The following is a 26,053-nucleotide window of genomic DNA, read 5'->3' on the forward strand; positions in this document are numbered from 1 at the left end:
GTTGTGCTCCGCGCCAATGAAGACATAACAATCGTCCGGACGGGACGAAATGTTTCAGATGAATGTGCTGGAGCAAATCACCAGTTGCCGGACGACCTTCAACTTGGGCCGAACAGTCCAGCGGCTTGGTCGCGTCGGCGGTAAACCTCTCCTGCCGGTGACGAGACGGGTTCCGAGCGTGTTTGTGACGTACCGCTCCGGGGAATCAATCGAGCACGGGCCCTAACGGCCTGTCTTCGATCTTCGATGAACAACCGGCGAGTCGCCACGCGTGTCCCTGTCATGGGAGGCATGGTGGTGGAAGAGCCACCGGACTAGGGAGGGTGCGGGGACTTGGCGGAGTACGGGGTGGAGCGGGACCGGCAGCGGAGGCTCGAGCCCGCTCAGTTCGTAGCGGTGGTGGTCGCGGCACTGTTCGTGGTCGCGGCGGTGCTGGACCTGGCGCCTGGGTTGCTGGACAACGTGGTGCAGCTCGGGTTCGGGGTGGTGGGCCTGACCATGAGCCGGGCACCGCGCGGTGCGCGGGCGTTCCTGATCGCGGGCGGGGTCGTCTACTTCCTGCTGTGGCAGTTCGGCAGCGTCATCGACCCGTCGCTCGTGCCGTTCGACACCGGCAACGTCGGCGTGCACGTGTCGCTCGTGGCCAGCATGATCGGCCTGGCCGTGCTGAGCGGCGGCCGGTCGGCCGCACCCGTGACCGTGGTCCAGGAGGCCGCGTTCCACGACGTGCCTGCCCGGTTCGGCCGCAGGCGCAAGGCTCCGAACCGCCCACCGGGCCGCGACGACCACAACTGCACCCCGAGGATGGCGACCGGCTACCGGCGGCTGCGTGTCCTCGCGTCCCGGGTCTGACGAGTACCGCGCCACAGGTTCGTCGCGGCCAGCGTGTGCATGGTCTTGTGCGGCGCGCACAAGACCGGGTGCTGAACCGCATCGACGGCTGAGCCGTCAGCTCGTCAGTGCCACCATGGCCTCGGACAGGCTCGCGTAGTTCTCGATGCCCTCGGTCGTTTCGGTCGCGCGCAGGACCCTGGCCACCGTGAGGCTCGCGATCACCACGGCGAGCCGCTGGCCTGCCCAGCGGGCGCGGGCGGTCGCGTCGAGGAGTATCCGGACGCCGGCGGCCGCGCAGTAGGTGACGTCGGTGAGGTCGACGATGACGGCGGCCACGCGTCGCTTGTTGAGGTCGTCGAGGACCCTCGCGAGGGTGGAGACCGTCAGCAGGTCGATCTCGCCCGCGACGCGGCACACGTGCAGGTCCTCGTTGTGGTTGACCACGCGCACCTGGAGGCTGCGGTCGATGATCCGCTGCACGTCGGACGCCGGTTTCCGCGGATGCGCCGGCGGAAGACGGTCTGGGCCTGTCCCCATTCGTCGCTTCCCTCGGCTGTCGGCTGGCAGGATCATGTTACCGGCTGCGCCGTTCGTGGCGGTGACCGGCCCCGAAGCCCTTGGCGGGTCCGGAAACCGGGGCGTACCGGTGGGCGAGCCGCCGCCGGTCGGCCGCGGCGCCGGTGGCGCGGACGGTGTCGGCCACGTCGTCGCAGTCGGCGTACAGGCGAGCGGGGAGGCGGTGGAACCGCCTCCTGGTCACCATGTCGGTGCCGTACAGCTCCGCCTGCGCGATCACTTCCCAGCGGTAGGCCGGGAATCGCAGCCCGTCCAGCACGGCCGCCACATCCGACCGGTCCATGGCTTCAGCGTCCTCCTCGTGGGTTACAGAGGCGGCCCGATGTGGTCAACCACACCCGGGACGGAAAGAGGGCCGGTGAGGCCGCGCCGCCCCACCGGCCCTCGGGCAGGTGTCAGGTCGTGAGGTGCAGCCGCGTGCGGAGGTCGTCCGCCGTCAGGTCCGCACCGAACACGTCGGTGCCTGGCTGGTACTTGCGGCCGCCGACGGACAGGCCGCCGACGTCGACCGGCGCGAAGCCGATCTCCGAAACCAGAGCCATCGCGGTCTTCTTGGCCCGCAGGTCGTCACCCGCCACGGGGATGGCGCGGCGGGGGTCGCGGTGCGCGTGGTCACGCAGGTGCTCACACGCGATCGCGTTGAACGCCTTCACCACGTACGCGGTGATGAGGTGGCTCTGGATCAGGTCGCTCGAGGTCAGGCAGTCGTCGTCGAGGTCCGGGGCGGGACCGTCGAGGACGGGGTCGTAGTTGGTGGCGTCGATGACGGATTTGCCCGTCAGCTCCGCGACCGGCAACTCCCGGTGGCGGTTGAACGGCACCGCGACGATCGCGACATCCGCGAACGCCGCCACACCGCGCATCGTGCGCGCCACCAGCAGTCCGCACAGCGACACCTCGTGCCCGGTGAGGGCGAGCTGCCTGCTGAGCGTGGTGCCGAGGTGCCCCGCGCCGATGATGCCGATACGCATGGCCGCGCCTAGTCGACGTGGACCGAGACGATGAGCGACCGATGTGGGACGTTCATGGGGATCGTCATCGGCCGGTAGCGACGTGGGCGCGGATGTGCGTTCTGGATGGCGACAATTGTCGCCGCGACATCCTCACAGTCGGCGTAGCGGCGCGGTGGCAGGCGGTGCAGCTTCGACATGGTCACGGCATCGGCGCCGTACACCGCGGCGTGTGCGATGAGTTGCCAGCGATAGGCAGGGAAAGGCAGGTCCCAGAAGACCTGCTGGACTACTGTTTCGTTACCTGGGTCCGGGGTCACCCGAGAATCTTGTTCTCGTCACTTGCCGGAGACATCCGTCAAGTGACGGAGGTATGAGTGTCAATCTTCCCCCGCTGCCGCTGTGTCCAGCAGCCACAGCGTCTCTTGCCGCCCGCGCGCGCCCGCTGCCGGCAGTTCTGCCTCCGCCGCACCCGCGACCGCCGCGGCCACGGCCTCCGCCTTCGCCGCACCCGCGGTCATCAGCCACACCCGCTGCGAGTTGCGGATCGTGGGCAGCGTCAGTGACACCCGCGTAGGCGGCGGCTTCGGGCAGTCCCGCACCGCCACCACCGCACGCGCCGTCTCCTCGACGGCGGGGGAGTGCGGGAAGACCGACGCCGTGTGGCCCTCCTCGCCGACCCCGAGCAGGCACACGTCGAAGGGCGGGACGTCCTTGAGCAGCACCGCGTACGCCTCGGCGGCCGCGTCCGGGTCGTCGCCGAACTCGCCGTCCGACGGGGCCATCGGGTGCACCCGCTCCGGCGACACCGGCACGTGGTCGAGCAGCTCCTGACGGGCCAGGGTCTCGTTGCGCTCCGGGTCGCCACCGGGCAGGAACCGCTCGTCGCCCCAGTAGATGTCGATCGTCGACCAGTCCAGGCTCGCCTCGCGCAGCGCCGCGAGCACGGCACCGCCGGTGCGGCCGCCCGTCAGCACGACAGAAGCCGTGCCACGGGCGGCCTGCGCCTCGGCGAGTACCGCGGCGAGCCGGGTCGCCGTCTGCGCGGCCAGCTCGTCCTGCGACGCGAAGACGACGGTCCTCGGCTCCGCCGTCACGATGCGGTCGCCCCCGCCTTGACCTTCTTGGCGGCCGGTTTGCGGGACGCCGTGCCGCGACCGCGGTCGACCTTGTTCAGCGCCTTCAACGCGGACTCGTAGATCTCGTCCGGGTCCAGCCTGCGCAGCTCCTCGGCGATGCAGTCGCGGACCGCGCGGCGCTGCAGTGCGACCCGCCGGTCGGGCTGGCCCGGCTGCGACAGCATGCCGACCGCGCCGTCCGGACGGTGGATCTCGATGGCGCCGGAGCGGCGTTCCATCACCACCGACACGATTCCCTGACCGGACTTGGCCTTCGTGCGCTTCACCGGCAGCCGCAGCTTCGCCGACAGCCACGCGGCGAGCAGGTCGGCCGACGGCGAGTCGCTCTCCCCGGACACCGACGCGGCCGTCACCTTCTCGTGCGGCGGCAGGTCCAGCGCGGCCGCGAGCAGCGCGCGCCACAGCGTCAGGCGCGTCCACGCCAGGTCCGTGTCACCGTCCGCATAGGACTTCGCACGGGTCTCGAGCACCTTGCCCGGATTGCGTTCCGCCGCCGCGTCGGTGATGCGGCGCGTGGCGAGCGCACCGATCGGGTCCTTCGCGGGTGCCACGGGCGACTCGAACGGCCACCACGCCACGACCGGTGCGTCCGGCAGCAGCAGCGGTACCACCACCGAAGCGCCCTCGTTCGCGAGCGGCCCGTAGAGCCGGAGCACGATGACCTCGCTCGCGCCGGCGTCGCCGCCGACGCGGATCTGCGCGTCGAGCCGCGCCGAGGCCTTCTTCGCGCCGCGGGCCACGACGATCACGCGGCACGGGTGTTCCCGGCTCGCGTGGTTGGCCGCGTCGATGACGTCCTCGGTGCGCTCGCTGTCGTCGGCGACGACCACCAGCGTCAGCACCCGCCCGATGGTGTTCGCGCCACCCTGCTCGCGCAGGTGGACCAGCTTGCTGTTCACCTGCGACGTCGTGGTGGCAGGCAAGTCGATGATCATGACGCCCCCTCGCTGGCGCTCCGTGACGTCAGCTGTGTCAATGGTTCGCTAGCAAGCTCGTTCTGCGTCAATGGTTCGCTAGCAAGCTCGTTCTGCGTCAATGGTTCGCTAGCAAGCTCGCTCTGTATCAATGGTTCGCTAGCAAGCTCGCTCTGTATCAATGGTTCGCTAGCAAGCTCGCTCTGTATCAATGGTTCGCTAGCAAGCTCGCTCACGGACGCCTCCAGTGCCTGCCGGTGCGCGTAAGCATGCGCTCCGCCGAGGCCGGCCCCCAGGTACCCGCCTGGTAGGGCTCCGGCTTCCCGCTCGCCCGCCAGGCCTTCATGATCGGGTCGAGGATCTGCCAGGACAGCTCGACCTCGTCGTTCTTCGGGAACAGCGACGGCTCGCCGAGCAGCACGTCGAGGATCAGCCGCTCGTAGGCCTCCGGCGACGACTCGGTGAACGAGTGGCCGTAGCTGAAGTCCATGTTGACGTCCCGGACCTCCATGGTGGAGCCGGGCACCTTCGAGCCGAACCGCATCGTCACGCCCTCGTCGGGCTGCACGCGGAACACGATCGCGTTCTGGCCGAGCTCCTCGGTGGACGTCGCGTCGAACGGCAGGTGCGGTGCCCGCTTGAACACCACGGCGATCTCGGTGACGCGGCGGCCGAGCCGCTTGCCGGTGCGCAGGTAGAACGGCACCCCGGCCCAGCGGCGCGTGTCCACGGCCAGCTCGATGGCCGCGAACGTCTCGGTGATCGAGTCCTTCGCGAACCCGCCCTCCTGCAACAGACCGGGCACCTTCTGCCCGCCCTGCCAGCCACCGGTGTACTGGCCGCGCGCGGTGGTCTCGGAGAACGGCCCGACCGGCTTGGTGGCGGCCAGGATCTTCGCCTTCTCCGCACGCACCGCCTGCGGGTCGAAGGAGACCGGCTCCTCCATCGCGGTCAGCGCGAGCAGCTGCAGCAGGTGGTTCTGGATCACGTCACGGGCGGCGCCGATGCCGTCGTAGTACCCGGCACGACCACCGAGACCGATGTCCTCTGCCATCGTGATCTGCACGTGGTCGACGTAGTTGCCGTTCCAGATCGGCTCGAACAGCTGGTTCGCGAACCGGAACGCCATGATGTTCTGGACGGTCTCCTTGCCGAGGTAGTGGTCGATGCGGAACACCGACTCCTCGGGGAAGATCTCGTTGACCATCTTGTTGAGCTGCTTGGCGCTCGTGAGGTCGTGGCCGAACGGCTTCTCGATGACCACCCGGCGCCACTCGTGGTTCTTCGGCTCCGCGAGACCCGTGCGCGCCAGCTGCTGGATCACCTTGGGGAACGCGGCGGGCGGGATCGACAGGTAGAACGCGTGGTTGCCCGACGTGCCGCGGACCTGGTCGAGGTCCTGGATGGTCTGCACCAGGTTGTCGAAGGCCGCGTCGTCGTCGAAGGAGCCCTGCACGAAGCGGCAGCCCTCGACGAGCTGGTCCCAGACCTCCTGCCGGAACGGCGTGCGGGCGTGTTCCTTGACCGCGTCGTGCACGACCTGACTGAAGTCCTCGTCCGCCCAGTCGCGCCGCGCGAACCCGACCAACGAGAAACCGGGTGGCAGCAGCCCCCGGTTCGCGAGGTCGTAGATCGCCGGCATGAGCTTCTTCCTGGACAGGTCGCCGGTCACCCCGAAGATCACCAGGCCGCACGGCCCCGCGATCGTGGGGAGCCGCTTGTCCCGCTCGTCGCGCAGCGGGTTCTGCCAGCTGCGTGTCACCTGCTGACCTCCTGAAGAGCTTTCACCAGGTGCGCCAGTCCGGCGGCCCGGTCTACGAAGTGCAACCGCAGCACCGGCCGCCCGTTTCGGGTGAGCACCTGACCGTCACCGAGTGCCTGCGCGAGCTGCAGCGTGCCGAGTGTGTACGGGCGGTCGGGGACCTGGATGTCCTCCTCGACCGCGCCGGTCAGCTGCAGGAACACGCCGTTCTGGTGGCCGCCCTTGTGGTACTGACCGGTGGAGTGCAGGAACCTCGGACCCCAGCCGAACGTGGTCTGCAACCCGGTGCGGCGCGCGATCTCCGGGCGCAGCACGACCGCCGACGCGTCGGCCAGCCGGTCGAGGTAGGCCTGCACGGCGAAGTAGCCGAACTCCGGCGCGGAGGCGAGGAACGCGCGCAGCACACCGGCGAGCGTCGTCTCGCCGGACAGCGCCTCCGGTGCGTGGACCTCGACCGGACCGTCCACAAAGGTCGGTGTGGCCGGCTCGGACTTCGGTGCGTCCAGCAGCGATCGCGCCGCCTTCTTCGCGGCTTCGACGTCCGGCTGGTCGAACGGGTTGATGCCCAGCAACCTGCCGACCACCGCGGTCGCGTACTCCCACAACAGGAACTGGCCGCCGAGGCCGCCCTCGCTACCCATCAGCGCGCCGTTCGTGGCCTCCCCGATCGCGATCGGCGTCGAGTCGGCGTACGCGTCCGAGAAGTCCGGCGAGTCCGGGCGCTCGACCACCACCGGCAGCAGGCCGGTGCCGTTCTTGCCGGTGGACTCGGCGATCAGCTGCTCCGCCCAGTCACCGAAACCCTTGATGCCGGAACCGGTGTCGGCGATGACCACCTTCTCCGCGCCCCTGGCGTGTGCCCCGCCGAGCGCGGCGGCCAGCACCAGCGCCGGGTTGTCCTTGCTGTCGACGGACAGGTACTCGGCGGCCGCGGCGGCCTCGTCGAGCAGCCTGCCGATGTCGGCACCCGCGAGACCGGACGGCACGAGCCCGAACGCGGTGAGCGCCGAGTAGCGCCCGCCCACGTGCGGGTCCGCGGCGAACACGCGCCGGTAGCCCGCCTCCTTCGAGGCGGCCTCCAGCGGTGAGCCGGGGTCGGTCACCACGACGATCCGCGACGCGGCGTCGATGCCCTCCTCGGCGAACGCCTTCTCGAAGATCCGCCGGTGGCTGTCGGTCTCCACAGTGGACCCCGACTTCGAGGACACCACGAGCACCGTGCGGGACAGGTCACCGTCGAGCGCGTCGGCGACCTGGCCCGGGTCGGTGGTGTCCAGCACGACCAGCGGCACGTTCGCGGTGCGGGTGATCACCTCCGGCGCGAGCGAGGACCCGCCCATGCCCGCCAGGACCACCCGGTCGATGCCCTCGGCGTGCAGTTCCGCCCGCAGCGCCTCGATCTCGGCGACGAGCGGGCGGGACGTCTCGTGCAACGTCGTCCAGGACAGCCGGATGGCCGCCTCGGACTCGGCGTCCGGACCCCACAGCGTGGGGTCCTGCGCCGTGAGCTTCGACGCGACCTGCTCGTTCGCCAGTTGCTCCGCCAGCGGGCCCGCGTCCTCGATGAGCTGCTTGCGGCCCTCGAACTTGCCCTTGATCAGATCCTCGAAATGCTTGACGATCCGTGCCACGTCGGGTGGCAGGTCGTTCGGTTCGGTCATGTGGTCGTTCAGCTCCCCGCCGCGGACAGCTGGTCCTTGACCGAGTCGAGCAGCTCTTCCCAGGACTTCTCGAACTTCTCCACGCCTTCGTTCTCCAAGGTGATGAACACGTCGTCGATGTCGATGCCCACCGCGGTGAGGTCGTCGAACACCTGCTGCGCCTGCCCCGCGGTGCCGGTCACCGTATCGCCGCGGAGGTCGCTGTGCTCGGCAACCGCGTCCAGCGTGTTCTCCGGCATCGTGTTCACGGTGTCGGCGACGACGAGCTCGTCGACGTACAGCGTGGGGGAGTAGTCCGGGTTCTTGACCCCGGTCGACGCCCACAGCGGACGCTGCGCGTGCGCGCCCGCCTCGGCGAGCTTGGCCCAGCGCTCACCGGAGAACGTCTCCTGGAAGGCCGCGTACGCGAGCCGCGCGTTGGCCACGGCCGCCTTGCCGCGCAAGGCCTTCGCCTCGTCGGTGCCGATCTTCTCGAGCCGCTTGTCGACCTCGGAGTCCACCCGGGACACGAAGAACGACGCGACCGAGTGGATGCCGGCGAGGTCGTGCCCGTTCGCCTTGGCCTGCTCCAGACCGTCGAGGTAGGCGCCCATGACGGCCCGGTACCGCTCGACCGAGAAGATCAGCGTCACGTTCACGCTGACGCCCTCGGCGAGAGTGCGGGTGATCGCCGGGATGCCCGCCTCGGTGGCGGGGATCTTCACGAGCAGGTTCGGGCGGTCGACCGTCTTCCACAGGTCGAGCGCCTCGGCGACCGTCTTGTCGGTCTCGTGCGCCAGGCGCGGGTCGACCTCGATCGACACGCGGCCGTCGACGCCGCCGGTGCTGGAGTAGAGGTCCCGGAACAGGTCGCACGCGTTCCGGATGTCGGTGGTGGTGATCTCCTTGACGGCCGCGTCGAGCGACGCGTCGCGAGCCGCGAGCTCGCGGACCTGCTCGTCGTAGTCCGACGCGTCGGACAGCGCCTTCGCGAAGATCGTCGGGTTGCTGGTGACGCCGACGACGTGCTTGTCACGTACCAGTTCCGCGAGGTTGCCCGAGTTCAGGCGCTTGCGGGACACGTCGTCGAGCCAGATGGACACGCCCAGGTCGGATAGCTGGGCCAGCTTGTCGGTCATGCGAGCCTCTCAGTCTTCTCAAGCGAGCGGCGGGCCGAGGACACGACCGCGTCCGCGGTGAAGCCGAACTCCTTGAACAGCGTCTGGTAGTCGGCGGAGGCGCCGTAGTGCTCGATGGAGACGATCTCGCCCGCGTCACCGACGTAGCGGTACCACGGTGCCGCGATGCCCGCCTCCACGGCGACCCGCGCCTTCACAGTCGGGGGGAGCACGCTGTCGCGGTAGGACTGGTCCTGGGCCTCGAACAGTTCCTGCGACGGCATGGACACCACTCTCGTGGCAACGCCGTCGGCCTCGAGAACCTTCCTGGCCTCGACCGCGATCTGCAGCTCGGAGCCGGTGGCGACGAGCACCACCTTGGGCACGCCCGCCGAGCTGTCCTCGAGCACGTAGCCACCCTTGGCGACACCCTCGGCGGCCTTCTCCTTGGTGCCCTCGAGCACCGGCAGGTTCTGCCGGGTCAGCGCGATGCCGACCGGCGCGTCGTGCTGCTCGAGGATCGCCTTCCACGCCGCGGCGGTCTCGTTCGCGTCACCTGGCCGCATCACGACCAGGCCCGGGATGGCGCGCAACACCGCGAGGTGCTCGATCGGCTGGTGGGTCGGGCCGTCCTCGCCGAGGCCGATCGAGTCGTGCGTCCACACGTAGGTCGTCGGCAGCTTCTGCAGCGCGGCGAGCCGGACGGGCGGGCGCATGTAGTCGGAGAACACGAGGAACGTCGCGCCGTACGGGCGGGTCGGGCCGTGCAGCACGATGCCGTTGAGGATCGACCCCATCGCGTGCTCGCGGACACCGAAGTGGAGCGTGCGGCCGTACGGGTTGGCGTCCCACTCCTTCGTCTTCGCCGACTCCGGGCCGAACGAGTCGGCACCCTTCATCGTGGTGTTGTTGCTCTCCGCGAGGTCCGCGGAGCCGCCCCACAGCTCGGGCAGCACGTCGGCGAGCGCGTTCAGCACCTCACCGGACGCCTTGCGGGTCGCGACGCCCTTCGGGTCCGGGTCCCACGACGGCAGCGCGTCGGCCCAGCCGTCGGGCAGGCGGTAGGCGCTCGCCCGGTCCAGCAGCTCCTTGCGCTCCGGGTTGGCCGAGGCCCACGCGTCGAAGCTCTTCTGCCACTCCTCGTGGGCCTGCTTGCCCCGGTCCGCGGCGAGCCGGGCGTGCTTGAGAACTTCCGGCTCGATCGCGAAGTTCTGCTCCGGGTCGAAGCCGAGGATCTTCTTCACCTCGGCGACCTCGTCGGCGCCCAGCGCGGCGCCGTGCGCCTTGCCGGTGTTCATCTTGTTCGGCGCCGGGTAGCCGATCACGGTCTTCAGGAGGATGAACGAGGGGCGGGACGTCTCGGCCTTCGCCGCCTCCAGCGCCGCGAGGATCGCGACGACGTCCTCGCCGCCCTCGACGACCTGGACGTGCCAGCCGTAGGCCTCGTAGCGCTTCGCGGTGTCCTCGGACAGCGCGATGTTCGTGTCGTCCTCGATCGAGATCTTGTTGTCGTCGTAGATGACCGTGAGGTTGCCGAGCTCCTGGCGGCCCGCGAGCGAGGACGCCTCGGAGGTGACGCCCTCCTCGATGTCACCGTCGGAGGCGATCACGTAGATCTGGTGGTCGAACACGCTCGTGCCGGGCGCGGCGTCCGGGTCGAACAGACCGCGCTCGCGACGGGCCGCCATCGCCATGCCGACCGCGGAGGCCAGGCCCTGGCCGAGCGGGCCGGTGGTGATCTCGACACCCGCGGTGTGCCCGTGCTCCGGGTGGCCGGGGGTCTTCGAACCCCACGTGCGCAGCGAGGCGATGTCCTCGATCTCCAGGCCGTAGCCGGAGAGGAACAGCTGCAGGTACAGCGTGAGGCTCGAGTGGCCGGCGGACAGCACGAACCGGTCGCGGCCGATCCAGTCCGGTGCGCTGGGGTCGTGGCGCATCACACGCTGGTAGAGGGCGTAGGCGACGGGCGCGAGGCTCATCGCCGTGCCCGGGTGACCGTTCCCGACGTGCTGGACGGCGTCCGCGGCGAGGACCCGGATGGTGTCCACGGCACGTTTGTCGAGGTCCGTCCAGTCGTCAGGCAGGTTCTGTGTGGTCAAACGGGCCAGTTCGTCGGCGCTCATGGACACGGACTCAAGCTCCCACCTAATCGTGTTGCCGATCATGCTCCGCGGCATGACCGCGCTGGTCATCCTCGGGTTCCCCGCTCAATTACCCAGCCTAACGAAACCACCCGACGGCGGCCGTCCATGGTCACGCGGCTACCATTCCAGCCGTTACCCGAACAGCCGCCACTTACACCAGTCAGGAGCCGCCGGTGAGCGCAGCGCTGGGGGCGACCACCGAGACCCCCCGCCGCACCCGCAGGGATGTCGTCCGGGCGTACGTCGCGCTGACCAAGCCGAGGATCATCGAACTCCTGCTGGTCACGACGGTGCCGGCGATGATGCTGGCCGAGCGGGGGATCCCGTCGCCGTGGCTGGTGTTCGCCACGCTGTTCGGCGGCACCATGGCCGCGGGCTCCGCCAACGCGCTCAACTGCGTGGCCGACGCGGACATCGACGCGGTGATGAAGCGCACTGCGTCACGTCCGCTGCCCAAGCACCAGGTGCCCACCCGCAACGCGCTCGTGTTCGGTGTCACGCTCGGCGTGCTGTCGTTCGCGTGGCTGTGGCCCACGACCAACCTCCTGGCGGCGTTGCTGGCGGTCGCCGCCATCCTGTTCTACGTATTGATCTACACGATGGTTCTGAAGCGCCGGACCGCGCAGAACATCGTGTGGGGCGGTGCCGCGGGCTGCATGCCAGTCGTCATCGGCTGGTCCGCCGTCACGGGGTCGGTCGAGTGGCCCGCCCTGGTCATGTTCGGCGTGATCTTCTTCTGGACCCCGCCGCACTTCTGGGCCCTGGCCATGAAGTTCAAAGACGACTACGCCCGCGCGGGCGTACCGATGCTCCCCGTCGTGACGACCGCCGACCGCGTCGCGCGCCAGATCGTCACCTACTCGTGGGTGATGGTCGTCTGGACGCTGCTGCTGGTCCCCGCCACCGGCTGGGTGTACACGGCGTTCGCGGTGGTCACGGGCGCCTGGTTCCTGATCGTCGCGCACCGCCTGTACGCCGCGATCCGCCGCGGCGAGCCGGGCAAGCCGATGAAGCTCTTCCACATGTCGAACACCTACCTGACGCTGGTGTTCGTGGCGCTGGCCGTGGACTCGGCCCTGAGCCTCCCGGTCCTCGGCTTCCCCTTCTAGCAGGGGTTTGCCGTCGGCCGCAACGGGCCACCCGATGATCGTGTTCGACTCCTTCACCCTCGACCGGGTCCCCGTCGGCGACGTCACCCTTCGCGTGCGCTACGGCGGCGACGGCCCGGCGGTCGTCCTCCTCCACGGCCACCCGCGCACGCACACCACCTGGCACCGAGTGGCCCCGCTCCTCGCCGAACGCCACACGGTCGTATGCCCCGACCTGCGCGGCTACGGCGAGTCGACGCCCGTGCCGCCCTACTCGAAACGCGCGATGGCCGCCGACATCGCCGGGCTGATGCGGACCCTCGGCCACGAGGAATTCGCGGTGGTCGGGCACGACCGCGGCAGCTACGTCGCGTTCCGGCTGGCGATGGACCACCCGGAGCGCGTCACCAGACTGACCGTCGTCGACTCCGTCCCCATCGGCGAAGCGCTCGCCAGGTGCGGCGCCGAGTTCGCCCGCAAGTGGTACCACTGGTTCTTCTTCGCGCAGCCGGACATCCCGGAACGGGTGATCACCGCCGACCCGGACGCCTGGTACGGCGTCGGGGTCCGCAGCACCCCGGAAAGCATGGGCGAGGAGAACTTCGCCGACTTCCGCCGCGCGATCCACGACCCGGCGACGGTCCACGCGATGCTCGAGGACTACCGCGCCGGGCTCGACGCCGACCGGGCGAACGACGACGCCGACCGCGCGGCCGGGCGCCGCGTCACCTGCCCGGTGCAGGTGCTGTGGAGCACCAGGGACGACATGGAAGAGCTGTACGGCGACCTGCTGGCCGTCTGGCGGCCGTGGGCCACCGACCTGCGCGGCGGTCCGGTCGAGTCCGGCCACCACGTCGCGGAAGAGTCTCCGGAGGAGCTGGCGGCGGCGGTCGCGGAGTTCCTGCGCTCTTGACACGGCCGATAACCTCTCGGTTATGAAACCGAAGGGTGATGGACGGTGACGGCCGTGCTCGACGCGACCTTCGCCGCCCTGGCCGACCCCACGCGGCGGGCCATCCTCGCGCGGCTCGCCGAGGGGGACGCGTCGGTCAAGGAGCTGGCCGAGCCGTTCGCCATGACGCAGCCCGCGATCTCCAAGCACCTCAAGGTCCTGGAACGCGCAGGCCTGATCGAGCGCGGCCGGGACGCGCAACGTCGGCCGTGCCGCCTGGTGGCCGAGCCCATGCGGGCCGCGACCCAGTGGCTCGGCGACTACCGGCGGTTCTGGGCGGAGAGCTACGACCGGCTCGACGGGATGCTCGCCGATGAGTGACCGCGACGGTGACCGGGAGATCGTCATCACCCGCGAGTTCGCCGCGTCCCGGCAGCGGGTGTTCGACGCGCACACGAAACCGGACCTGCTGCGCCGCTGGTTCGGCCCGCACGGCTGGCGGCTCGTCGTCTGCGAGGTCGACCTGCGACCGGGCGGCACGTGGCACTACGTGCTGCACGGCCCGGACGGCGAACGGATGGCGCTGCACGGCACCTACCTCGAGATCGACCCACCCCGCAGGCTGGTCATGGCCGAACGCAACCCCGACTGCCACGCTCGCGCCGACCACGAGTCGGTGATCACCATCGAGCTGACCGGCCACACCCGCCTCACCCACACGGCCACCTTCCCGACGCCGGAGATCCGCGACGCCGTGCGCGAGTCCGGCATGGCCCTCGGCGTCGGCCAGGGATTCGACCGCCTCACCACCGAACTGGAGCAGACCATGGATTTCACGATCGAGATGATCCCCGTGCCCGTCACGGACGTGGACCGGGCGAAGGAGTTCTACGCCGACCGACTCGGCTTCCCCGTCGACGTCGACCACGAGGCAGGCGACTTCCGCTTCGTCCAGCTGACCCCGCCGGGCTCCGGCTGTTCGATCGGCTTCGGCCGCGGCGTGAGCGCCATGAAACCCGGTGAGCTGAAAGGGATCCAGTTCGTCGTCGAGGACGTCCAGAAGGCCCGCGAGGAGCTGGTCGGCCGTGGCGTCGACGCCACACCGGTGTACCACTTCGAGGAGGGCAAGCAGGTCGACGGCCCCGGTGACACGTGGAACTCGTTCGTCAGCTTCGACGACCCGGACGGCAACCACTGGGTGCTCCAGGAACGCCCGAAACAGTCCTGACCGGCCTCTCGCCGATGGACTCGTCCGAGCCGGTCGTGGTCAACTGGCGGCATGAGCACCGACGCCAGTCCGCTGACCGACCAGGACCTCGAGTTCCTCCGCCGTCCGCTGCTCGGGTTCGTGTCCGTGGCCGCGGGCCCGGTCCCGGCGCAGCCGAGGCCGGTGTGGTTCGAGGTCACCGCCGAGGGGACGATCCAGCTGTTCACCGGTCCGGACACGTTCAAGGTGCGGCGCCTGGCCCGCGATCCCCGCGCCTCGATCGTCGTCGCCGCCCCGGTGGGTGAACCGGAGCGCTGGGTGTCGATCGCAGGCCGCACCACGGTGGAACCCGACGGCGCGCACGAGCTGGCGTCCCGCCTGGCCGCCCGCTACTGGGACCTCGGCGACCCGGCGCGTGCGGGCGACCTGGCCGAGATGCTGGCCGAGGACCAGGTTCGTGTCGTCATCCACCCGGAGACCGTGCGCCGCAACGTGTACTGACCGGGACGGGCTCAGGAAACGGCGGCGTGGTTGCGGTCCACGGCCTCCAGCAGCTGGGAGACGTCCGCGTCGTCGAGCGACTCGCGGATGCACTGCCACAGCTGGAGGTTCGCCGCCGCCCAGCGGGTGTACATGGCGGCGGCCTCCGGGTTGTAGAAGTAGAAGCCCTCGTCGTGCACGCTCTGCTGTTCGCCGCAGATCTTGTTCGCCAGCTCGCGGAGACCGATGCCGTTCTCCTCGAGGTACTTGTGCGCCAGCACCACCGGTGTCACCGGCAGCGCCTTGAACAGCGTGTCGGCGTCCGACAGCGCCTGCGCCTCCAGGGAGATGTCGCGGCCGCGGGTGGCCATCTCCGCCTCGACCACGATCCGGTCGATCCAACCCGCCACGTGCGGCGGGATGCCGGCGCGCTTCAGGATCGCGAGGCGCAGCCGTCCGCCCGTGGCGGCGGACGAGTTCCTGCGCACCAGGTAGTTGACGTCGTGGACGAGCGCGGCCGTCTCCACCACGCTCACCTCGGCGCCGTTGAGCACCGCGAACCTGGCCGCCTTCGTGCGGACGAAGGTCACGTGGTGCCAGCCGTGGAATTGCAGGCGGGCCGCGTGGCGTATGCAGATCCGGTGGACGTCCGCCTCGACGGCGTCGACCACTTCCGGTGCGATGACCGGCACTGATGCGCCAACGGGCGCTGTTTTCTCGACAGACATCGACCCCTCCGAACCGTGCCGTCGCCCGCGCCGGTGCGGTCGGCGCGGAAGGCAGGGCCCGTGGAGGTCGATGGTAAACGCCGAAATTGGAATTGTCTGCGTGCCTTTGGTCCCTAGCTGCTGCTCTCCATTCTGTTCACAGGCGTTCCGCGAGGTGCGACAAGCGGGATTCCACCGGGACGTGACGGTGGCTTTCCTGGGTCACGGGGTCGTAGGACAGGCTCCACGGCGTCACCTCCCTGGACTTCACGAGGAAGGTCATGGTCCCGTTCATCGCCCGCGGGATGCGGTGGAAGTCGGACGCGAGCAGGCTGCCCGCCGCGCCCTCCGGGCACTCGGTGGCGCCGAGCAACGTCGTCGACGCGATCAGGCCGTTGTCCGGCTTGATCGCCGCGGCGTAGCGTTCGTGCACGTAGGCGCCCTTCAGGATGGTCGTGCAGAAGTGGTATCGGTGGTTGTGCACGGAGTCCGCGTAGCCCGCGCGCCAGTCGCGCTGCTCCTTGTACTCGTGCAACCAGAACGTGAACGGCTCAATCGGCCGGTCGCGCAGGCACCACGCGAAATGTGTCGTCGTCTCCCTTGATCGCTTGATGACCGCGTTCGCCTGCTCGGTGGGAAGTGCCAGCAGGTGAGCGCGCAGATCGGCGCGCAGGCTCGGCCGTGACGTCCACGTCTCGAACCAGTCGTCCACCTGGCCCCAGCGGGACAGGAGGTCGAAGTCGGCGCACCGCAACTGCTCGGCCAGCTCCCCGAGCGCGGAGCCGTTGATGGCCACGGGATATCAGCTCCCCAACTCAGCTGTGGCGGCGAACTCGCGGAGGAAGTTGTAGAACTCCGCGTTGAGATCGAGGAACTGTTCCTCGGTCAGTGTCGAATTGGTGATCTTCTCGAATCTCGAGATGAACTCCTGCCGTGTCATGTCCGGTGTGATCACCAGATGGTGGGCGTGGTGGGACGCGCTGATGCGACCGAACTCCGCGCGTTCCATGTTGTAGATGAACGAGCCGTCCGAGAACCGCAGCGTGCGCGGATACCGGGCGGGCGCGTGCGCGTCGCTGTAGAGCGTCACCCACACGCTGTCGTCGAAGATCTCCAGCCGGTCCAGCGGCGGATCGGAAATGATTGTCACCTCCATCCGCGAGCACCTGCTGCGGGCCAGGTACAGCCCGACCAGGCCCATTCGGATCTCTTCGTGCAGCCGGGCCTGGATCGTGTCCGCGTCCACGTCCGCCGCCGAGTGGCGGATCAGGTAACGGGCACGTCCGCTGATCCCCGAGAGGTTGTCCGGGTCGGCGACCACCGCGCGAAGCTCCCATTCGGCATTCGACAACAGCAGCCGCGCGGCTGCGTGCCGGCCGGAGAAACCTCGGAACAGGTACTGCCTCGTGTTCTGCAGGTCCTGCATCATCAGCCGGTTGAGCGCGGGGTTGGGCTCCGCGGTCGGTTCGAAGACGTGGGTGGGGAAGAACTCACGGTTCATCGACCGGTACTCGGCGGACAGGTCACGCAGCGCTTGCCGGCTTTCGTCGACGAGCGGTGTGAGCATCGCCCGCTGGGTGGCGGTCGCGGTGATGAGGGTCTGGCCGAAGCCGACGATGGCCGAGACCAGAGTGCCGGTGGCCACCGACGTGACCAGGTTCTTGCCGACGCCGGGGTCGAGATTCGCCGACAGGACCATGGTCAGTCCGGAGACCACGACCAAAATCAGGAGTAGGAGGCCGGTTCTTGTCCAGAAGATCTCTTGAACGGGGTTCTTGCGGAGGCCTTTGTCGGCTTCCGCGGGCAAGGCCTTTCACCTCCTTCGGACACGCCTGAACGGCGTTTGCTCTCTGTGGTTGATCGAGCGCGGAGAGCAACTGTACCTCTACCCGCTCATGGGATAAATAGGAAGAACGAGTGACCGTGCGTATCAATTCGGCCACTGGTTGGCGAGGAAGACGGCCGATTAGGCTGGTGTCATCATGCGTATCGTGTGCAGGTTCGCCCTAGCGGCGCTGGTCCTGGCGTTGCTCGCCTCATGTGTCAGCCGCGCTGGTCCGGACGTGTTGGGCGCGTCGGAGCAGCCGCCGACGAGTAGCCCGGTAGCCGGTGAATGTGACTCATCAGACATCACTGTGACCGCGGAACTGGACCACACACCCAAAGTGACGGTGCCGGGCGACTGCACAGCGCCGACGATCCTGCTCGCCCGCGACGTGGTCCGCGGCGACGGACCGCAGGCGGTCGTCGGCACGCGGCTCGAGGTCAGCTACCTGCTGGTGCTGTGGTCGTCGGGGACGGTGCTGGACAGCACCTGGTACGCGGGGGAGAGCCTGCCGACGCAGGTGCGCGACCTCGGTCGCGGCAAGCTGATCCGCGGCTGGGACGAGGGCCTGCCGGGCCTCCGCGAAGGCGGCCGCAGGCTGATCGTGGTCCCCCCGGCGCAGGACGGCGGCGAACCGGAGGGCGACACGTTGATCTACGTGGTGGACGCGCTGTCGGTCACGCCCGGCTGACCGCCCGGATCACGGGATCAGCAGCAGCTTCCCCGTCGTGCGGCGGCCTTCCAGGTCCGTGTGCGCCTTCGCCGCGTCCGCGAGGGGGTAGCGGCCGCCGACCCGGATCGAGACCCGGCCGCCCGTGATGGCCTGGAACAGCTCGTCGCAGCGCCAGCGGTACTCCTCGGGCGTCGCGATGTGGTGGGCGAGCGCCGGCCTGGTCAGGAACACCGAGCCCGCCGCGTTGAGGCGCTGCGGGTCGACCGGCGGCACGGCGCCACTGGACGCGCCGAACAGCGCCAGCACGCCCCGGCGCGCGAGGCTCGCCAGGCTGCCGTCGAACGTGGTCCTGCCGACGCCGTCGTAGACGACCGCGACTCCGGCCCCGCCGGTGAGGTCCTTGACGCCCTGCACGAAGTCGGTCTCGGTGTACCGGATGACCTCGTCGGCGCCTGCCTCGCGGGCGAGGGTCTCCTTCTCCCGCGTCGACACGGTGCCGATCACCTTGCCGCCACGGGCCTTCACCAGCTGCGTCAGCAACAGGCCCATGCCGCCCGCCGCGGCGTGCACGAGCACCGTGTCGCCGGGCTTCACCGCGTACGTCGACGTCACGAGGTAGTGCGCGGTCAGGCCCTGCAGCATCGCGGCGGCGGCCGTGTCGTCCTCGACGCCGCCGGGCACCGGGAACGCGGCCTTGGCAGGCACGACCACCTGCTGCGCGTACGACCCCGGCGCGTCGGCCCACGCGACGTGGTCGCCCTCGGCGAACCCGGTGACGTCCGCGCCGACCGCCAGCACCGTGCCCGCGCCCTCGGCGCCGGGCACGAACGGCAGGTCCCTCGGGTAGACCCCGCGCCGGTGGTAGGTGTCGATGTAGTTGACCCCGGCCGCGCCCACCGCCACCAGCAGCTCACCGGCGGCCGGGGCGGGAGCGTCGACCTTGCCGAGCTCCAGCACCTCCGGCCCGCCGGTGGCGCGCACGAGAATGGCATCGATGGGGTTGGCCACGGTTGTCCTCCACGGTCACGGGAACGTGCAACGACCGGGAGACCCTAAACCCGCCTTATGCGGCGAGCTTGGCGGCGAGTCGCTCCGGCCGGGGCCAGCGTACGGCCCACGCCCAGCCGAGCTTCTCGAAGATCCAGATCACCCGCGCGGAGATGTCCAGCTGGCCGCGCATCACGCCGTGGCGCGCGCCCGTCGGGTCCGCGTGGTGCGAGTTGTGCCAGGACTCGCCCATGGACAGGATCGCGAGCGGCCAGAAGTTGGCCGCCTTGTCCCTGCTCACGAACGGCCGCGAGCCGATCATGTGGCAGATCGAGTTCACCGACCACGTGATGTGGTGCAGGAACGCGACCCGCACGAAACCGGCCCAGAAGATGCCGGTCACGACACCCCACCACGACATGGTGATCAGCCCGCCGAGCAGTCCTGGCAGGCCCAGCGTCAGCACGGTCATCGGGACGAACAGCTTGTCGACGAGCTGGATGTCCTTGTCGGACAACAGGTCCGGGGCGAACCGCTCCGCGTTGGTCTTGTCCCGCTGGAACAGCCAGCCCATGTGCGAGTGCCAGAAGCCCTTGGCGATCGCGAGCGGTGAGGTGCCGAACAGCCACGGCGAGTGCGGGTCGCCCTCGCGGTCGGAGAAGGCGTGGTGGCGGCGGTGGTCGGCGACCCAGGCGACGACCGAGCCCTGCGACGCGAGGCTGCCTGCCAGCGCGAGCGCGATCCGGAGGGGTCTCTTGGCCTTGAACGCGCCGTGGGTGAAGTAGCGGTGGTACCCGACGGTCACGCCGAGTGAGCTCACCAGGTAGAAGCCGGCGGCGAGGCCGACGTCGACCCAGCCGAGTCCCCAGCCCCATGCGAAGGGGATGGCCGCGGCGAGCGCGAGGAGGGGGAGGAGCAGGAAGACCTTGACGGTCAGGTGCTCGGCGCCGGAGCGCTGACCGGAGATGATGGGCTTGGGGGTCCGAGGTTCACGCGTTGGCGTCAGTGTCGCGGAGATGGTGGAGGACCTCATATCTCGGCCGGGACGCGGCCTGGTGACGTCGACCTACGGTTACGTATCCGTAGGTTTCCAGCTCCAGGTTAGGCGGTCTCGGTCGCGTTGGCCACTGTCAGGTCCCCGGCGGGGTCCGTCGCGGTGGCCCTGCCCCGCACTCCGCACCACAGCGAACCGGTGGCGATGATCACGCACATCGCACCGAGAACGTGCAGGCAGACCAGCAGTTCCGGCACGCCGGTCCAGAACTGGGCGAACCCGATCGTGCCCTGCGCGAGCACCACCGCCACCAGCACCTGGTAGCGCCGCCACGGCGGCGGGAACGCGTGCTGTCGTCCGAGCCAGATCCCCAGCAGCACCAGCGAGCCGAGGAACGCGTACAGGAACGCGGCGTGCACGTGCGCCATGGTCTCGACGGGGACGTCGAAGCGCGGCGTCTCCGGGTCACCGCCGTGCGGGCCCGCGCCGGTGACCATGGTGCCGGTGACCAGCAGGCCCGCGAGGAGCCCGGTCTGGACGTACAGCCAGGTCGACAGCGTGCCGGGCACAGTTCCGGCGGGCACGGTTCCGGCGGGCACAGGTCGATCGGGCACGGTCTCGCGGGGCACGGCGTGCACGAGCAGTGTGGCGAGCCACACCATGATCGTCGACGCGAGCAGGTGCACCGCGACGCTCCACCACACCAGGTCCAGCCGGACGGTGAGGCCGCCGATGACCGCCTGGATCACCACGCCGATCGGCATGGCCGCCGCGAGCCGCAGGTAGCGGCGGTCGGTGCGCGGGCGGTGCAGGTACGCGAGCACGAAGCAGACACCCGCGATGATGCCGACGACACCGGTGAACAGGCGGTTGCCGTACTCGATCCACTGGTTGAGCGTGTCGTACTCGGGGTGCTCGACGGGCACCATGCTGCCGGGGAAGCACTGCGGCCAGGTGGGGCAGCCGAGGCCGGAGCCGGTGACCCGGACGACCGCGCCGGTCATCGCGATCAGCGCCTGCGTGGCGAGGACGGCGATGGCGAAGCCGAGCTGCAGCCGTCGGCTCGGGTCGGGCAGGCGGTCGATGCGGGCCTTCAGCGTTTCCAGCGGCACCGCCCGATCGTAAGGAGTGGTCGGGCCGCGTCGTCGCGCGGGTTTGCCCTGCCCCCGGCGGCAACGTCTAGCGTCCCGCGTCGTGCGATTCGCGATCAGCTACCAGCCGGCCCACCACGGCGCCGACCCCGCCCGGCTCGTCGCGTACGCGCGGCACGCGGAGGAGTGCGGGTTCGAGGGCCTGTACCTGCCGGAGCACGTCGTGCTGCACCCCGGCATGTCCCTCGGCACGTTCACGCTGCCGCCGGCGACGCCCTTCCTGGACCCCCTCGACGCGCTGGCGTTCGTCGCGGCGGCCACGTCCCGGCTGCTGCTCGGTACAGCTGTGTTGCTCCTGCCGTACCACCACCCGGTGACGCTGGCGAAGCGCCTCGCGACCGTGGACGTGCTGTCGAACGGCAGGCTGCGGCTGCTCACGGTCGGCGTCGGGGCGCTGCCGGGGGAGGCGCGGGCGGTGGGCGTGGACTTCGCGAGCCGCGGCCGCCGCGCCGACGAGGCGATCGACGTGCTGCGCCTGCTGTGGTCCGGCGGCGCGGACGGGGTGAGCCACGACGGCGAGTTCTTCCCGTTCGACGACCTGTGCAGCTTCCCCCAGCCGGTCGGCGGCCCGCTGCCGGTCCACGTCGGCGGCTCGAGCGCGGCGGCCGCCCGGCGGGCCGGGGCACGCGGCGACGGCTGGTTCCCCGGCGGCGCGCTGACCCCGGACGAACGGGCCCGGCAGCTCGACGTGGCACGGGCCGCGGCGACGGCGGCCGGCCGCGACCCGGCCGCGCTCGAGTACACGCGGTGGGCGTCGATGGACCTGCGGGTGGCGTCGGTCGAGGCGTACGCCGAGCAGGGCGTGACCAGGCTGGTGGTGAGCGCCACCGCAGACGACCCCGCGGCGCAGCGCGCAGAGATGTCGGCGTTCGCGTCCCGGTTCGGCCTCGGGTGAGACCTGTGGTTGGGTCTGCCCGTGCACTGGGGGTTCGTCGGGCAGGCGGTCGGCATGTTCGCCGTCACCAACGTCGACGACCTCGTGCTGCTCGCCCTGTTCTTCGCGCGCGGGGTCGCGTTGCGGGTGGTCGTCGGCCAGTACCTGGGGTTCGGGGTGCTGCTCGCGGTCTCGGTCGTGGGTGCGCTCGGCGCGAGCCTGCTGCCGGAGTCGCTGCTGCCGTGGCTCGGGCTGGTCCCGTTGCTCCTGGGGCTGCGCGCCGCGTGGCAGGTCTGGCGCGCCCGCCGGGACGGTGACGAACCGGACCCGGTGCCCGGTCCGTCCGTGCTCGCGGTCGCGACCGTGACGATCGCCAACGGCGGCGACAACATCGGTGTCTACGTGCCGGTGTTCGCGGTCGCGGGCACGGCCGGTCTCGTCGCGTACGTCGTGGTGTTCCTGGTGCTGGTCGGCGTGTGGTGCGCCGTCGGCCGGTTCCTCGCGACCAGGCCCGTGGTGGCGCGCACGCTGGCGCGCCGGGGCCACGTGGTGCTGCCGGTGGTGCTGGTGGCCGTTGGCCTGCTGATCCTGTTCGGCGTCTGGTGACGAGGGCCTAGGAGAGCTTCGTCGTGCGGGTCGCCACGAGGGCCGCGACCGCGCCCCAGCCGACGAGGACCGCGAACACCGGCCAGCCGGGGACCGCGCCGTCGACGAGCGCGGTGTGCATGCCGTCGGTGAGTGCGCCGGACGGGAGCAGCATGACGACGTCGCCGAGCGCGCCGGGCATCGAGTCCGGCGGTACGACGATGCCGCCACCCAGCAGCAGCACGAACCACACGATGTTGGCGAGCGCCAGCACGACCTCGGCTTTCAGCGCGCCGCCGAGCAGCACACCCAGGGCGCCGAACGACAGGGTGCCGACGAGCACCAGCAGCACGGTCCACGCGAGCCCCACAGGGTCCGGTGACCAGCCCATGACCGCCGCGACCACGCCCAGGACCAGGAGCTGCACCGCGACCACCACGAGCCCGGCGACCGTGCGGCCGGACACCAGCAGCCACCGGGGCAGCGCCGTCGCGGCGAGCCGCTTGAGCACGCCGTAGCGGCGGTCGAACCCGAGCGCGATCGCCTGCCCGGTGAACGCGGACGACATCACCGCCAGCGCGAACACCCTCGGCACCACCGAGTCCACGCGGGGCTCGGGCAGGGGGAAGAAGCCGAGGACCGTGAGGCCGACGAGCAGCAGTACGGGGATCAGCAGCGTGAGGAGGATCTGCTCGCTGTTGCGCAGGGTGAGCATCGCCTCGGTGCGCGCGTGGACGACCAGCATCCGGCCCACCCGGCCGCGGCCGGGCGCCGGCGTGAACGTGCCCGCGGGGAAGGTCGTCGTCATGCCGGCCCCTCGCCCGCTCCGCTGCGCCGGAACGCTCCGCGGGCTCCGCGCCACCGGCGCACTCCGCAGGCGAGCCGCCGGCATGTGGGTCGACGATTCGCTCCGCAAGCTCCGCAAGCTCCGCTCAACGAAGTTCCTTCCCGGTCAGCTCCAGGAACACGTCCTCGAGGCTGCGCCTGCCGACGTGCAGCTCCTCGGCCAGCACTCCCTGCTGCGCGCACCACGCGGTCACCGCGGAGACGACCTGCGGATCGACGCGGCCGGTCAGCAGGTACGCGCCGGGTGTCGGCTCCTGGAGCCTGCAGTCCGCAGGCAGCGCGGTGCACAGCCCGGACAGGTCCAGGCCCGGCCGCGCGCGGAAGCGCAGCTGCGCCGCCTCCGGCTGCTCGGCGGTCAGCTGGCTGGGGCTGCCGTCCGCGACGACCCGGCCGCGGTCGACGATCACGACGTGGTCGGCCAGCTCCTCGGCCTCCTCCATGACGTGCGTGGTCAGCAGCACGCTGACCCCGTCGGTGCGCAGCGCCCGCACGAGCTCCCACACCAGCCGCCGCGCCTGCGGGTCCAGCCCGGCCGTCGGCTCGTCGAGGAACACCAGCTCGGGCCTGCCGACGAGCGCGCACGCGAGCGACAGCCGCTGCTGCTGCCCACCGGAGAGCCGCTTGTACGGGGTGCGCCGCGCCGAGCCGAGCCCGAGCACGTCGATCAGCCAGGCCGGGTCGATCGGGTCGGCCGCGCACGCCGCGACGAGCGCGAGCATCTCCTCCGCCCGCACACCCGGGTACGCCCCACCGCCCTGCGGCATCACGCCGATGCGCGGCCGCAGCCGTTCGTGGTCGGTCGCCGGGTCGAGGCCCAGCACTCGGACCGCACCACCGTCGCGGCGCTGGAAACCCTCACAGATCTCGACGGTCGTGGTCTTGCCGGCACCGTTGGGGCCCAGCAGCGCGAGCACCTGCCCACGGGCCAACCGCAGGCTCAGCCCGTCGACGGCGGTCGTCGCGCCGAAGCGCTTGACCAGCCCCGACACCTCGACCGCTGACTCACTCACGCCGGTAAGGCTATTGCGTGCGTCCGGCGGGGGTCTCGACCGGGGCTGGCGCCTTCCGTCGTGGCCGGGTCGGGATGTGCTTGCGCACGACGAACAGCGCCACCGCCACGACGATCGCCGCCGCCAGGTAGGCGTAGGGCAGCTGGTAGGTGCGGCCGTCGAACGTGTTGCCGGTCGGCGGCAGCGCCACCGCGAACGCCGCGCTGATGGCCGTGGCCGCGGTACGGAACCGGGTGTTGCCCGCCGCGGAGGCCAGCGGGATCGCCGCCCACAGCAGGTACCACGGCTGGACGGTCGCGCCGAGGACGAGGACCGCGCCCATCGCGGCGCCGAGGCCGATCATCGGCCGCAGCCGCCAGCGGAAGCTGTCCAGCAGCAGCTTCGCCGCCAGCAATGGGCCGAGCAGCGTGCCGACCATGCGGCTCACGGTGATCGCCGCGTCGATGTGGTTGCCCAGTCCGAGGATGATCCCGAGCCCGCCCGCGCCGAAGCCCAGCGCGGTCATGGGCGCCATCCAGCTCTTGATCGTGTTGGCGGTGTTCAGCGTCGTGGCCCAGCCGAAGCCAAGGCCGCTGCCGATCGACGTGAGCGCCACGACGGCCAGGAAGATCACCAGGAGTGCGCCAGCCGTGATGAACAGGTGTTTCCACCGGCCACCCCACCGCCGCGCGATCATCACCCCGAGGAACCCCAGCGCCAGCGCGGCCGGGATCTTCACGACCGCGCCCAGCGTGATGACGACGGCGCCGATGCCGTACCAGAGCAGCTCGCCCGGCTGCCACGGCGGATACGGCCCGCCCGGCCCGCAGCGCGGCATGCGCCGCAGGCCCAGCTCGATGCCGACCAGCATGAGCCCGATGGCGAGTGCCTCGTTGTGCACGCCGACGACCAGGTGGAACAGGACCAGCGGGTTCGCCGCGCCGAGCCACAGGGCGCTCACCGGGTTGATGCCGAACCGCCGCGCGAGGCGGGGGAGCGCCCACACGATCATCGCGAACCCGAACAGCGCGAGCAGCCGGTGGAACGCGACGCCCATGACCACGTGGTCACCGGTGAGCCAGGTGATCCCGCGGCCGATGACCAGGAACAACGGGCCGTACGGGGACGGCGTCTCCCGCCACATGGTCGGCACGTTCTTGGTGAGGATGTCGTCGTAGCCGAGCGCGTCGGCAGGGCCGACGGTGTACGGGTCCTCGCCGCGCGCGGCGATCTCGCTCTGCGCGAGGTAGCTGTAGACGTCCTTGCTGAACATCGGGACGGTGAGCACCAGCGGCGCGGTCCACATGACCAGCGTGCGGGCCATCTGCGGCAGCGACACCATCCGCGCGCGGCCGGGCAGCGCCAGCCGTCCGAGCCCCAGCCACGCGAGCACGATCATGAACACGCCCGCGAACGCGATCGCGAGCGACACCGTCGTCATGCGGCTGAAGAGGCCGAACACCGGCAGGCCCCAGACGGGGTTGTTCACCGGCGCGGCACCCGCGCCCAGCGAGCCGACGGCCAGCAGCAGCGCGCCGACCGTGCCGAACCGGCGGATGACGTCGAGCTGCCTTCGCTCGCGCGAGTCCAGAGGCGCGGTGGAGGACGCGGACGAAACAACAGACGTGGACGGCTGCCCGTCCACGTCTGCCTGCGTCACGTCACCCACCGCCACGTG

General features: G+C 70.4%; 28 protein-coding genes. 9 read left to right on the top strand and 19 right to left on the bottom strand.

The window, feature by feature from the left end; genetic code table 11:
• Nucleotides 1-333 precede the first annotated feature (333 nt).
• The gene (locus FHR82_RS26100; protein ID WP_184813112.1) at nt 334-852 is read left to right on the top strand and encodes a DUF4383 domain-containing protein; all 519 of its coding nucleotides are present in this window, start codon (nt 334-336) and stop codon (nt 850-852) included.
• Between the two features lie 96 nt (nt 853-948).
• Here the strand turns inward: FHR82_RS26100 and FHR82_RS26105 are convergent, their stop codons facing one another.
• The 10 genes from FHR82_RS26105 to tkt form a co-directional block, all read right to left on the bottom strand.
• Nucleotides 949-1,314: an STAS domain-containing protein gene (locus tag FHR82_RS26105; protein ID WP_184813113.1), complete on the bottom strand. Its 366-nt coding sequence runs from the start codon at nt 1,312-1,314 to the stop codon at nt 949-951.
• Nucleotides 1,315-1,408: 94 nt separating this feature from the next.
• Nucleotides 1,409-1,693, bottom strand: a complete 285-nt coding sequence (locus tag FHR82_RS26110) for a DUF2795 domain-containing protein (RefSeq protein ID WP_184813114.1) — start codon at nt 1,691-1,693, stop codon at nt 1,409-1,411.
• A 112-nt stretch (nt 1,694-1,805) separates the two neighbouring features.
• On the bottom strand, nt 1,806-2,381 hold the full coding sequence (locus FHR82_RS26115) for an NADPH-dependent F420 reductase (protein ID WP_184813115.1): 576 nt from the start codon (nt 2,379-2,381) through the stop codon (nt 1,806-1,808).
• 8 nt (nt 2,382-2,389) lie between these two features.
• Nucleotides 2,390-2,680 (bottom strand): DUF2795 domain-containing protein, encoded by a 291-nt coding sequence (locus FHR82_RS26120; protein WP_184813116.1) that lies wholly within the window; start codon nt 2,678-2,680, stop codon nt 2,390-2,392.
• A 60-nt stretch (nt 2,681-2,740) separates the two neighbouring features.
• A complete protein-coding gene (gene pgl, locus FHR82_RS26125) occupies nt 2,741-3,457 on the bottom strand; it encodes a 6-phosphogluconolactonase (RefSeq protein ID WP_184813117.1) in 717 nt (238 codons plus the stop codon).
• Complete coding sequence (gene opcA, locus FHR82_RS26130; protein ID WP_184813118.1) at nt 3,454-4,434, bottom strand: glucose-6-phosphate dehydrogenase assembly protein OpcA; 981 nt, start codon at nt 4,432-4,434, stop codon at nt 3,454-3,456. Before opcA ends, pgl begins: the two co-directional genes overlap by 4 nt.
• Before the next feature lie 211 nt (nt 4,435-4,645).
• Nucleotides 4,646-6,175 (bottom strand): glucose-6-phosphate dehydrogenase, encoded by a 1,530-nt coding sequence (gene zwf / locus FHR82_RS26135; protein WP_184813119.1) that lies wholly within the window; start codon nt 6,173-6,175, stop codon nt 4,646-4,648.
• On the bottom strand, nt 6,172-7,836 hold the full coding sequence (locus FHR82_RS26140; RefSeq protein ID WP_184813120.1) for a phosphoglucose isomerase-related protein: 1,665 nt from the start codon (nt 7,834-7,836) through the stop codon (nt 6,172-6,174). The genes zwf and FHR82_RS26140 overlap by 4 nt, the downstream gene beginning before the upstream one ends.
• Nucleotides 7,837-7,844: 8 nt before the next feature.
• Nucleotides 7,845-8,954, bottom strand: a complete 1,110-nt coding sequence (gene tal / locus FHR82_RS26145; RefSeq protein ID WP_184813121.1) for a transaldolase — start codon at nt 8,952-8,954, stop codon at nt 7,845-7,847.
• Entirely contained in the window at nt 8,951-11,056 is a 2,106-nt protein-coding gene (gene tkt / locus FHR82_RS26150; RefSeq protein WP_184813380.1) for a transketolase, read from the bottom strand. Before tkt ends, tal begins: the two co-directional genes overlap by 4 nt.
• Nucleotides 11,057-11,262: 206 nt before the next feature.
• Here tkt and FHR82_RS26155 point away from each other — a divergent pair, with 206 nt between their 5' ends.
• The 5 genes from FHR82_RS26155 to FHR82_RS26180 are packed head-to-tail and all read left to right on the top strand — an operon-like array spanning nt 11,263 to nt 14,765.
• A complete protein-coding gene (locus FHR82_RS26155; RefSeq protein ID WP_184813381.1) occupies nt 11,263-12,186 on the top strand; it encodes a heme o synthase in 924 nt (307 codons plus the stop codon).
• Nucleotides 12,187-12,226: 40 nt separating this feature from the next.
• Nucleotides 12,227-13,078, top strand: coding sequence for an alpha/beta fold hydrolase (locus tag FHR82_RS26160; protein WP_184813382.1), 852 nt, complete (start codon nt 12,227-12,229; stop codon nt 13,076-13,078).
• 45 nt (nt 13,079-13,123) lie between these two features.
• Complete coding sequence (locus FHR82_RS26165; protein ID WP_184813122.1) at nt 13,124-13,438, top strand: ArsR/SmtB family transcription factor; 315 nt, start codon at nt 13,124-13,126, stop codon at nt 13,436-13,438.
• Nucleotides 13,431-14,285, top strand: a complete 855-nt coding sequence (locus FHR82_RS46440; protein ID WP_260418086.1) for an SRPBCC domain-containing protein — start codon at nt 13,431-13,433, stop codon at nt 14,283-14,285. The genes FHR82_RS26165 and FHR82_RS46440 overlap by 8 nt, the downstream gene beginning before the upstream one ends.
• Before the next feature lie 51 nt (nt 14,286-14,336).
• Entirely contained in the window at nt 14,337-14,765 is a 429-nt protein-coding gene (locus tag FHR82_RS26180; protein WP_184813123.1) for a pyridoxamine 5'-phosphate oxidase family protein, read from the top strand.
• A gap of 11 nt (nt 14,766-14,776) precedes the next feature.
• Here FHR82_RS26180 and FHR82_RS26185 read toward each other — a convergent pair whose 3' ends face one another.
• The 3 genes from FHR82_RS26185 to FHR82_RS26195 all read right to left on the bottom strand — a co-directional run bounded on the left by FHR82_RS26185 (nt 14,777) and on the right by FHR82_RS26195 (nt 17,168).
• On the bottom strand, nt 14,777-15,472 hold the full coding sequence (locus FHR82_RS26185) for an HD domain-containing protein (RefSeq protein ID WP_184813124.1): 696 nt from the start codon (nt 15,470-15,472) through the stop codon (nt 14,777-14,779).
• A gap of 136 nt (nt 15,473-15,608) precedes the next feature.
• Complete coding sequence (locus FHR82_RS26190; protein WP_184813125.1) at nt 15,609-16,247, bottom strand: hypothetical protein; 639 nt, start codon at nt 16,245-16,247, stop codon at nt 15,609-15,611.
• A 6-nt stretch (nt 16,248-16,253) separates the two neighbouring features.
• A complete protein-coding gene (locus FHR82_RS26195) occupies nt 16,254-17,168 on the bottom strand; it encodes a hypothetical protein (RefSeq protein WP_311771280.1) in 915 nt (304 codons plus the stop codon).
• A 448-nt stretch (nt 17,169-17,616) separates the two neighbouring features.
• Here FHR82_RS26195 and FHR82_RS26200 point away from each other — a divergent pair, with 448 nt between their 5' ends.
• Nucleotides 17,617-17,967: an FKBP-type peptidyl-prolyl cis-trans isomerase gene (locus FHR82_RS26200; protein ID WP_192772857.1), complete on the top strand. Its 351-nt coding sequence runs from the start codon at nt 17,617-17,619 to the stop codon at nt 17,965-17,967.
• Between the two features lie 9 nt (nt 17,968-17,976).
• Here the strand turns inward: FHR82_RS26200 and FHR82_RS26205 are convergent, their stop codons facing one another.
• The 3 genes from FHR82_RS26205 to FHR82_RS26215 form a co-directional block, all read right to left on the bottom strand.
• Complete coding sequence (locus FHR82_RS26205; RefSeq protein ID WP_184813384.1) at nt 17,977-18,936, bottom strand: quinone oxidoreductase family protein; 960 nt, start codon at nt 18,934-18,936, stop codon at nt 17,977-17,979.
• Between the two features lie 76 nt (nt 18,937-19,012).
• The gene (locus tag FHR82_RS26210) at nt 19,013-19,969 is read right to left on the bottom strand and encodes an acyl-CoA desaturase (RefSeq protein WP_184813128.1); all 957 of its coding nucleotides are present in this window, start codon (nt 19,967-19,969) and stop codon (nt 19,013-19,015) included.
• A 68-nt stretch (nt 19,970-20,037) separates the two neighbouring features.
• Nucleotides 20,038-21,042 carry a COX15/CtaA family protein gene (locus tag FHR82_RS26215; RefSeq protein ID WP_184813129.1) on the bottom strand — a complete coding sequence of 335 codons (1,005 nt, stop codon included), beginning with the start codon at nt 21,040-21,042 and terminating at the stop codon, nt 20,038-20,040.
• Between the two features lie 82 nt (nt 21,043-21,124).
• Here FHR82_RS26215 and FHR82_RS26220 point away from each other — a divergent pair, with 82 nt between their 5' ends.
• On the top strand, nt 21,125-21,976 hold the full coding sequence (locus FHR82_RS26220) for a TIGR03619 family F420-dependent LLM class oxidoreductase (RefSeq protein WP_184813130.1): 852 nt from the start codon (nt 21,125-21,127) through the stop codon (nt 21,974-21,976).
• Between the two features lie 21 nt (nt 21,977-21,997).
• The gene (locus tag FHR82_RS26225) at nt 21,998-22,561 is read left to right on the top strand and encodes a cadmium resistance transporter (RefSeq protein ID WP_184813131.1); all 564 of its coding nucleotides are present in this window, start codon (nt 21,998-22,000) and stop codon (nt 22,559-22,561) included.
• 7 nt (nt 22,562-22,568) lie between these two features.
• Here FHR82_RS26225 and FHR82_RS26230 read toward each other — a convergent pair whose 3' ends face one another.
• The 3 genes from FHR82_RS26230 to mptB form a co-directional block, all read right to left on the bottom strand.
• Nucleotides 22,569-23,348 (bottom strand): ABC transporter permease, encoded by a 780-nt coding sequence (locus FHR82_RS26230; RefSeq protein ID WP_184813132.1) that lies wholly within the window; start codon nt 23,346-23,348, stop codon nt 22,569-22,571.
• Nucleotides 23,349-23,472: 124 nt separating this feature from the next.
• Nucleotides 23,473-24,396 (bottom strand): ABC transporter ATP-binding protein, encoded by a 924-nt coding sequence (locus tag FHR82_RS26235; protein ID WP_184813133.1) that lies wholly within the window; start codon nt 24,394-24,396, stop codon nt 23,473-23,475.
• Nucleotides 24,397-24,406: 10 nt separating this feature from the next.
• Nucleotides 24,407-26,050: a polyprenol phosphomannose-dependent alpha 1,6 mannosyltransferase MptB gene (gene mptB, locus FHR82_RS26240; protein WP_311771281.1), complete on the bottom strand. Its 1,644-nt coding sequence runs from the start codon at nt 26,048-26,050 to the stop codon at nt 24,407-24,409.
• Between the last annotated feature and the right edge of the window lie 3 nt (nt 26,051-26,053).

Origin of the sequence: Actinophytocola algeriensis, from assembly GCF_014203735.1 — a bacterium.
GTDB lineage: Bacteria > Actinomycetota > Actinomycetes > Mycobacteriales > Pseudonocardiaceae > Actinophytocola > Actinophytocola algeriensis.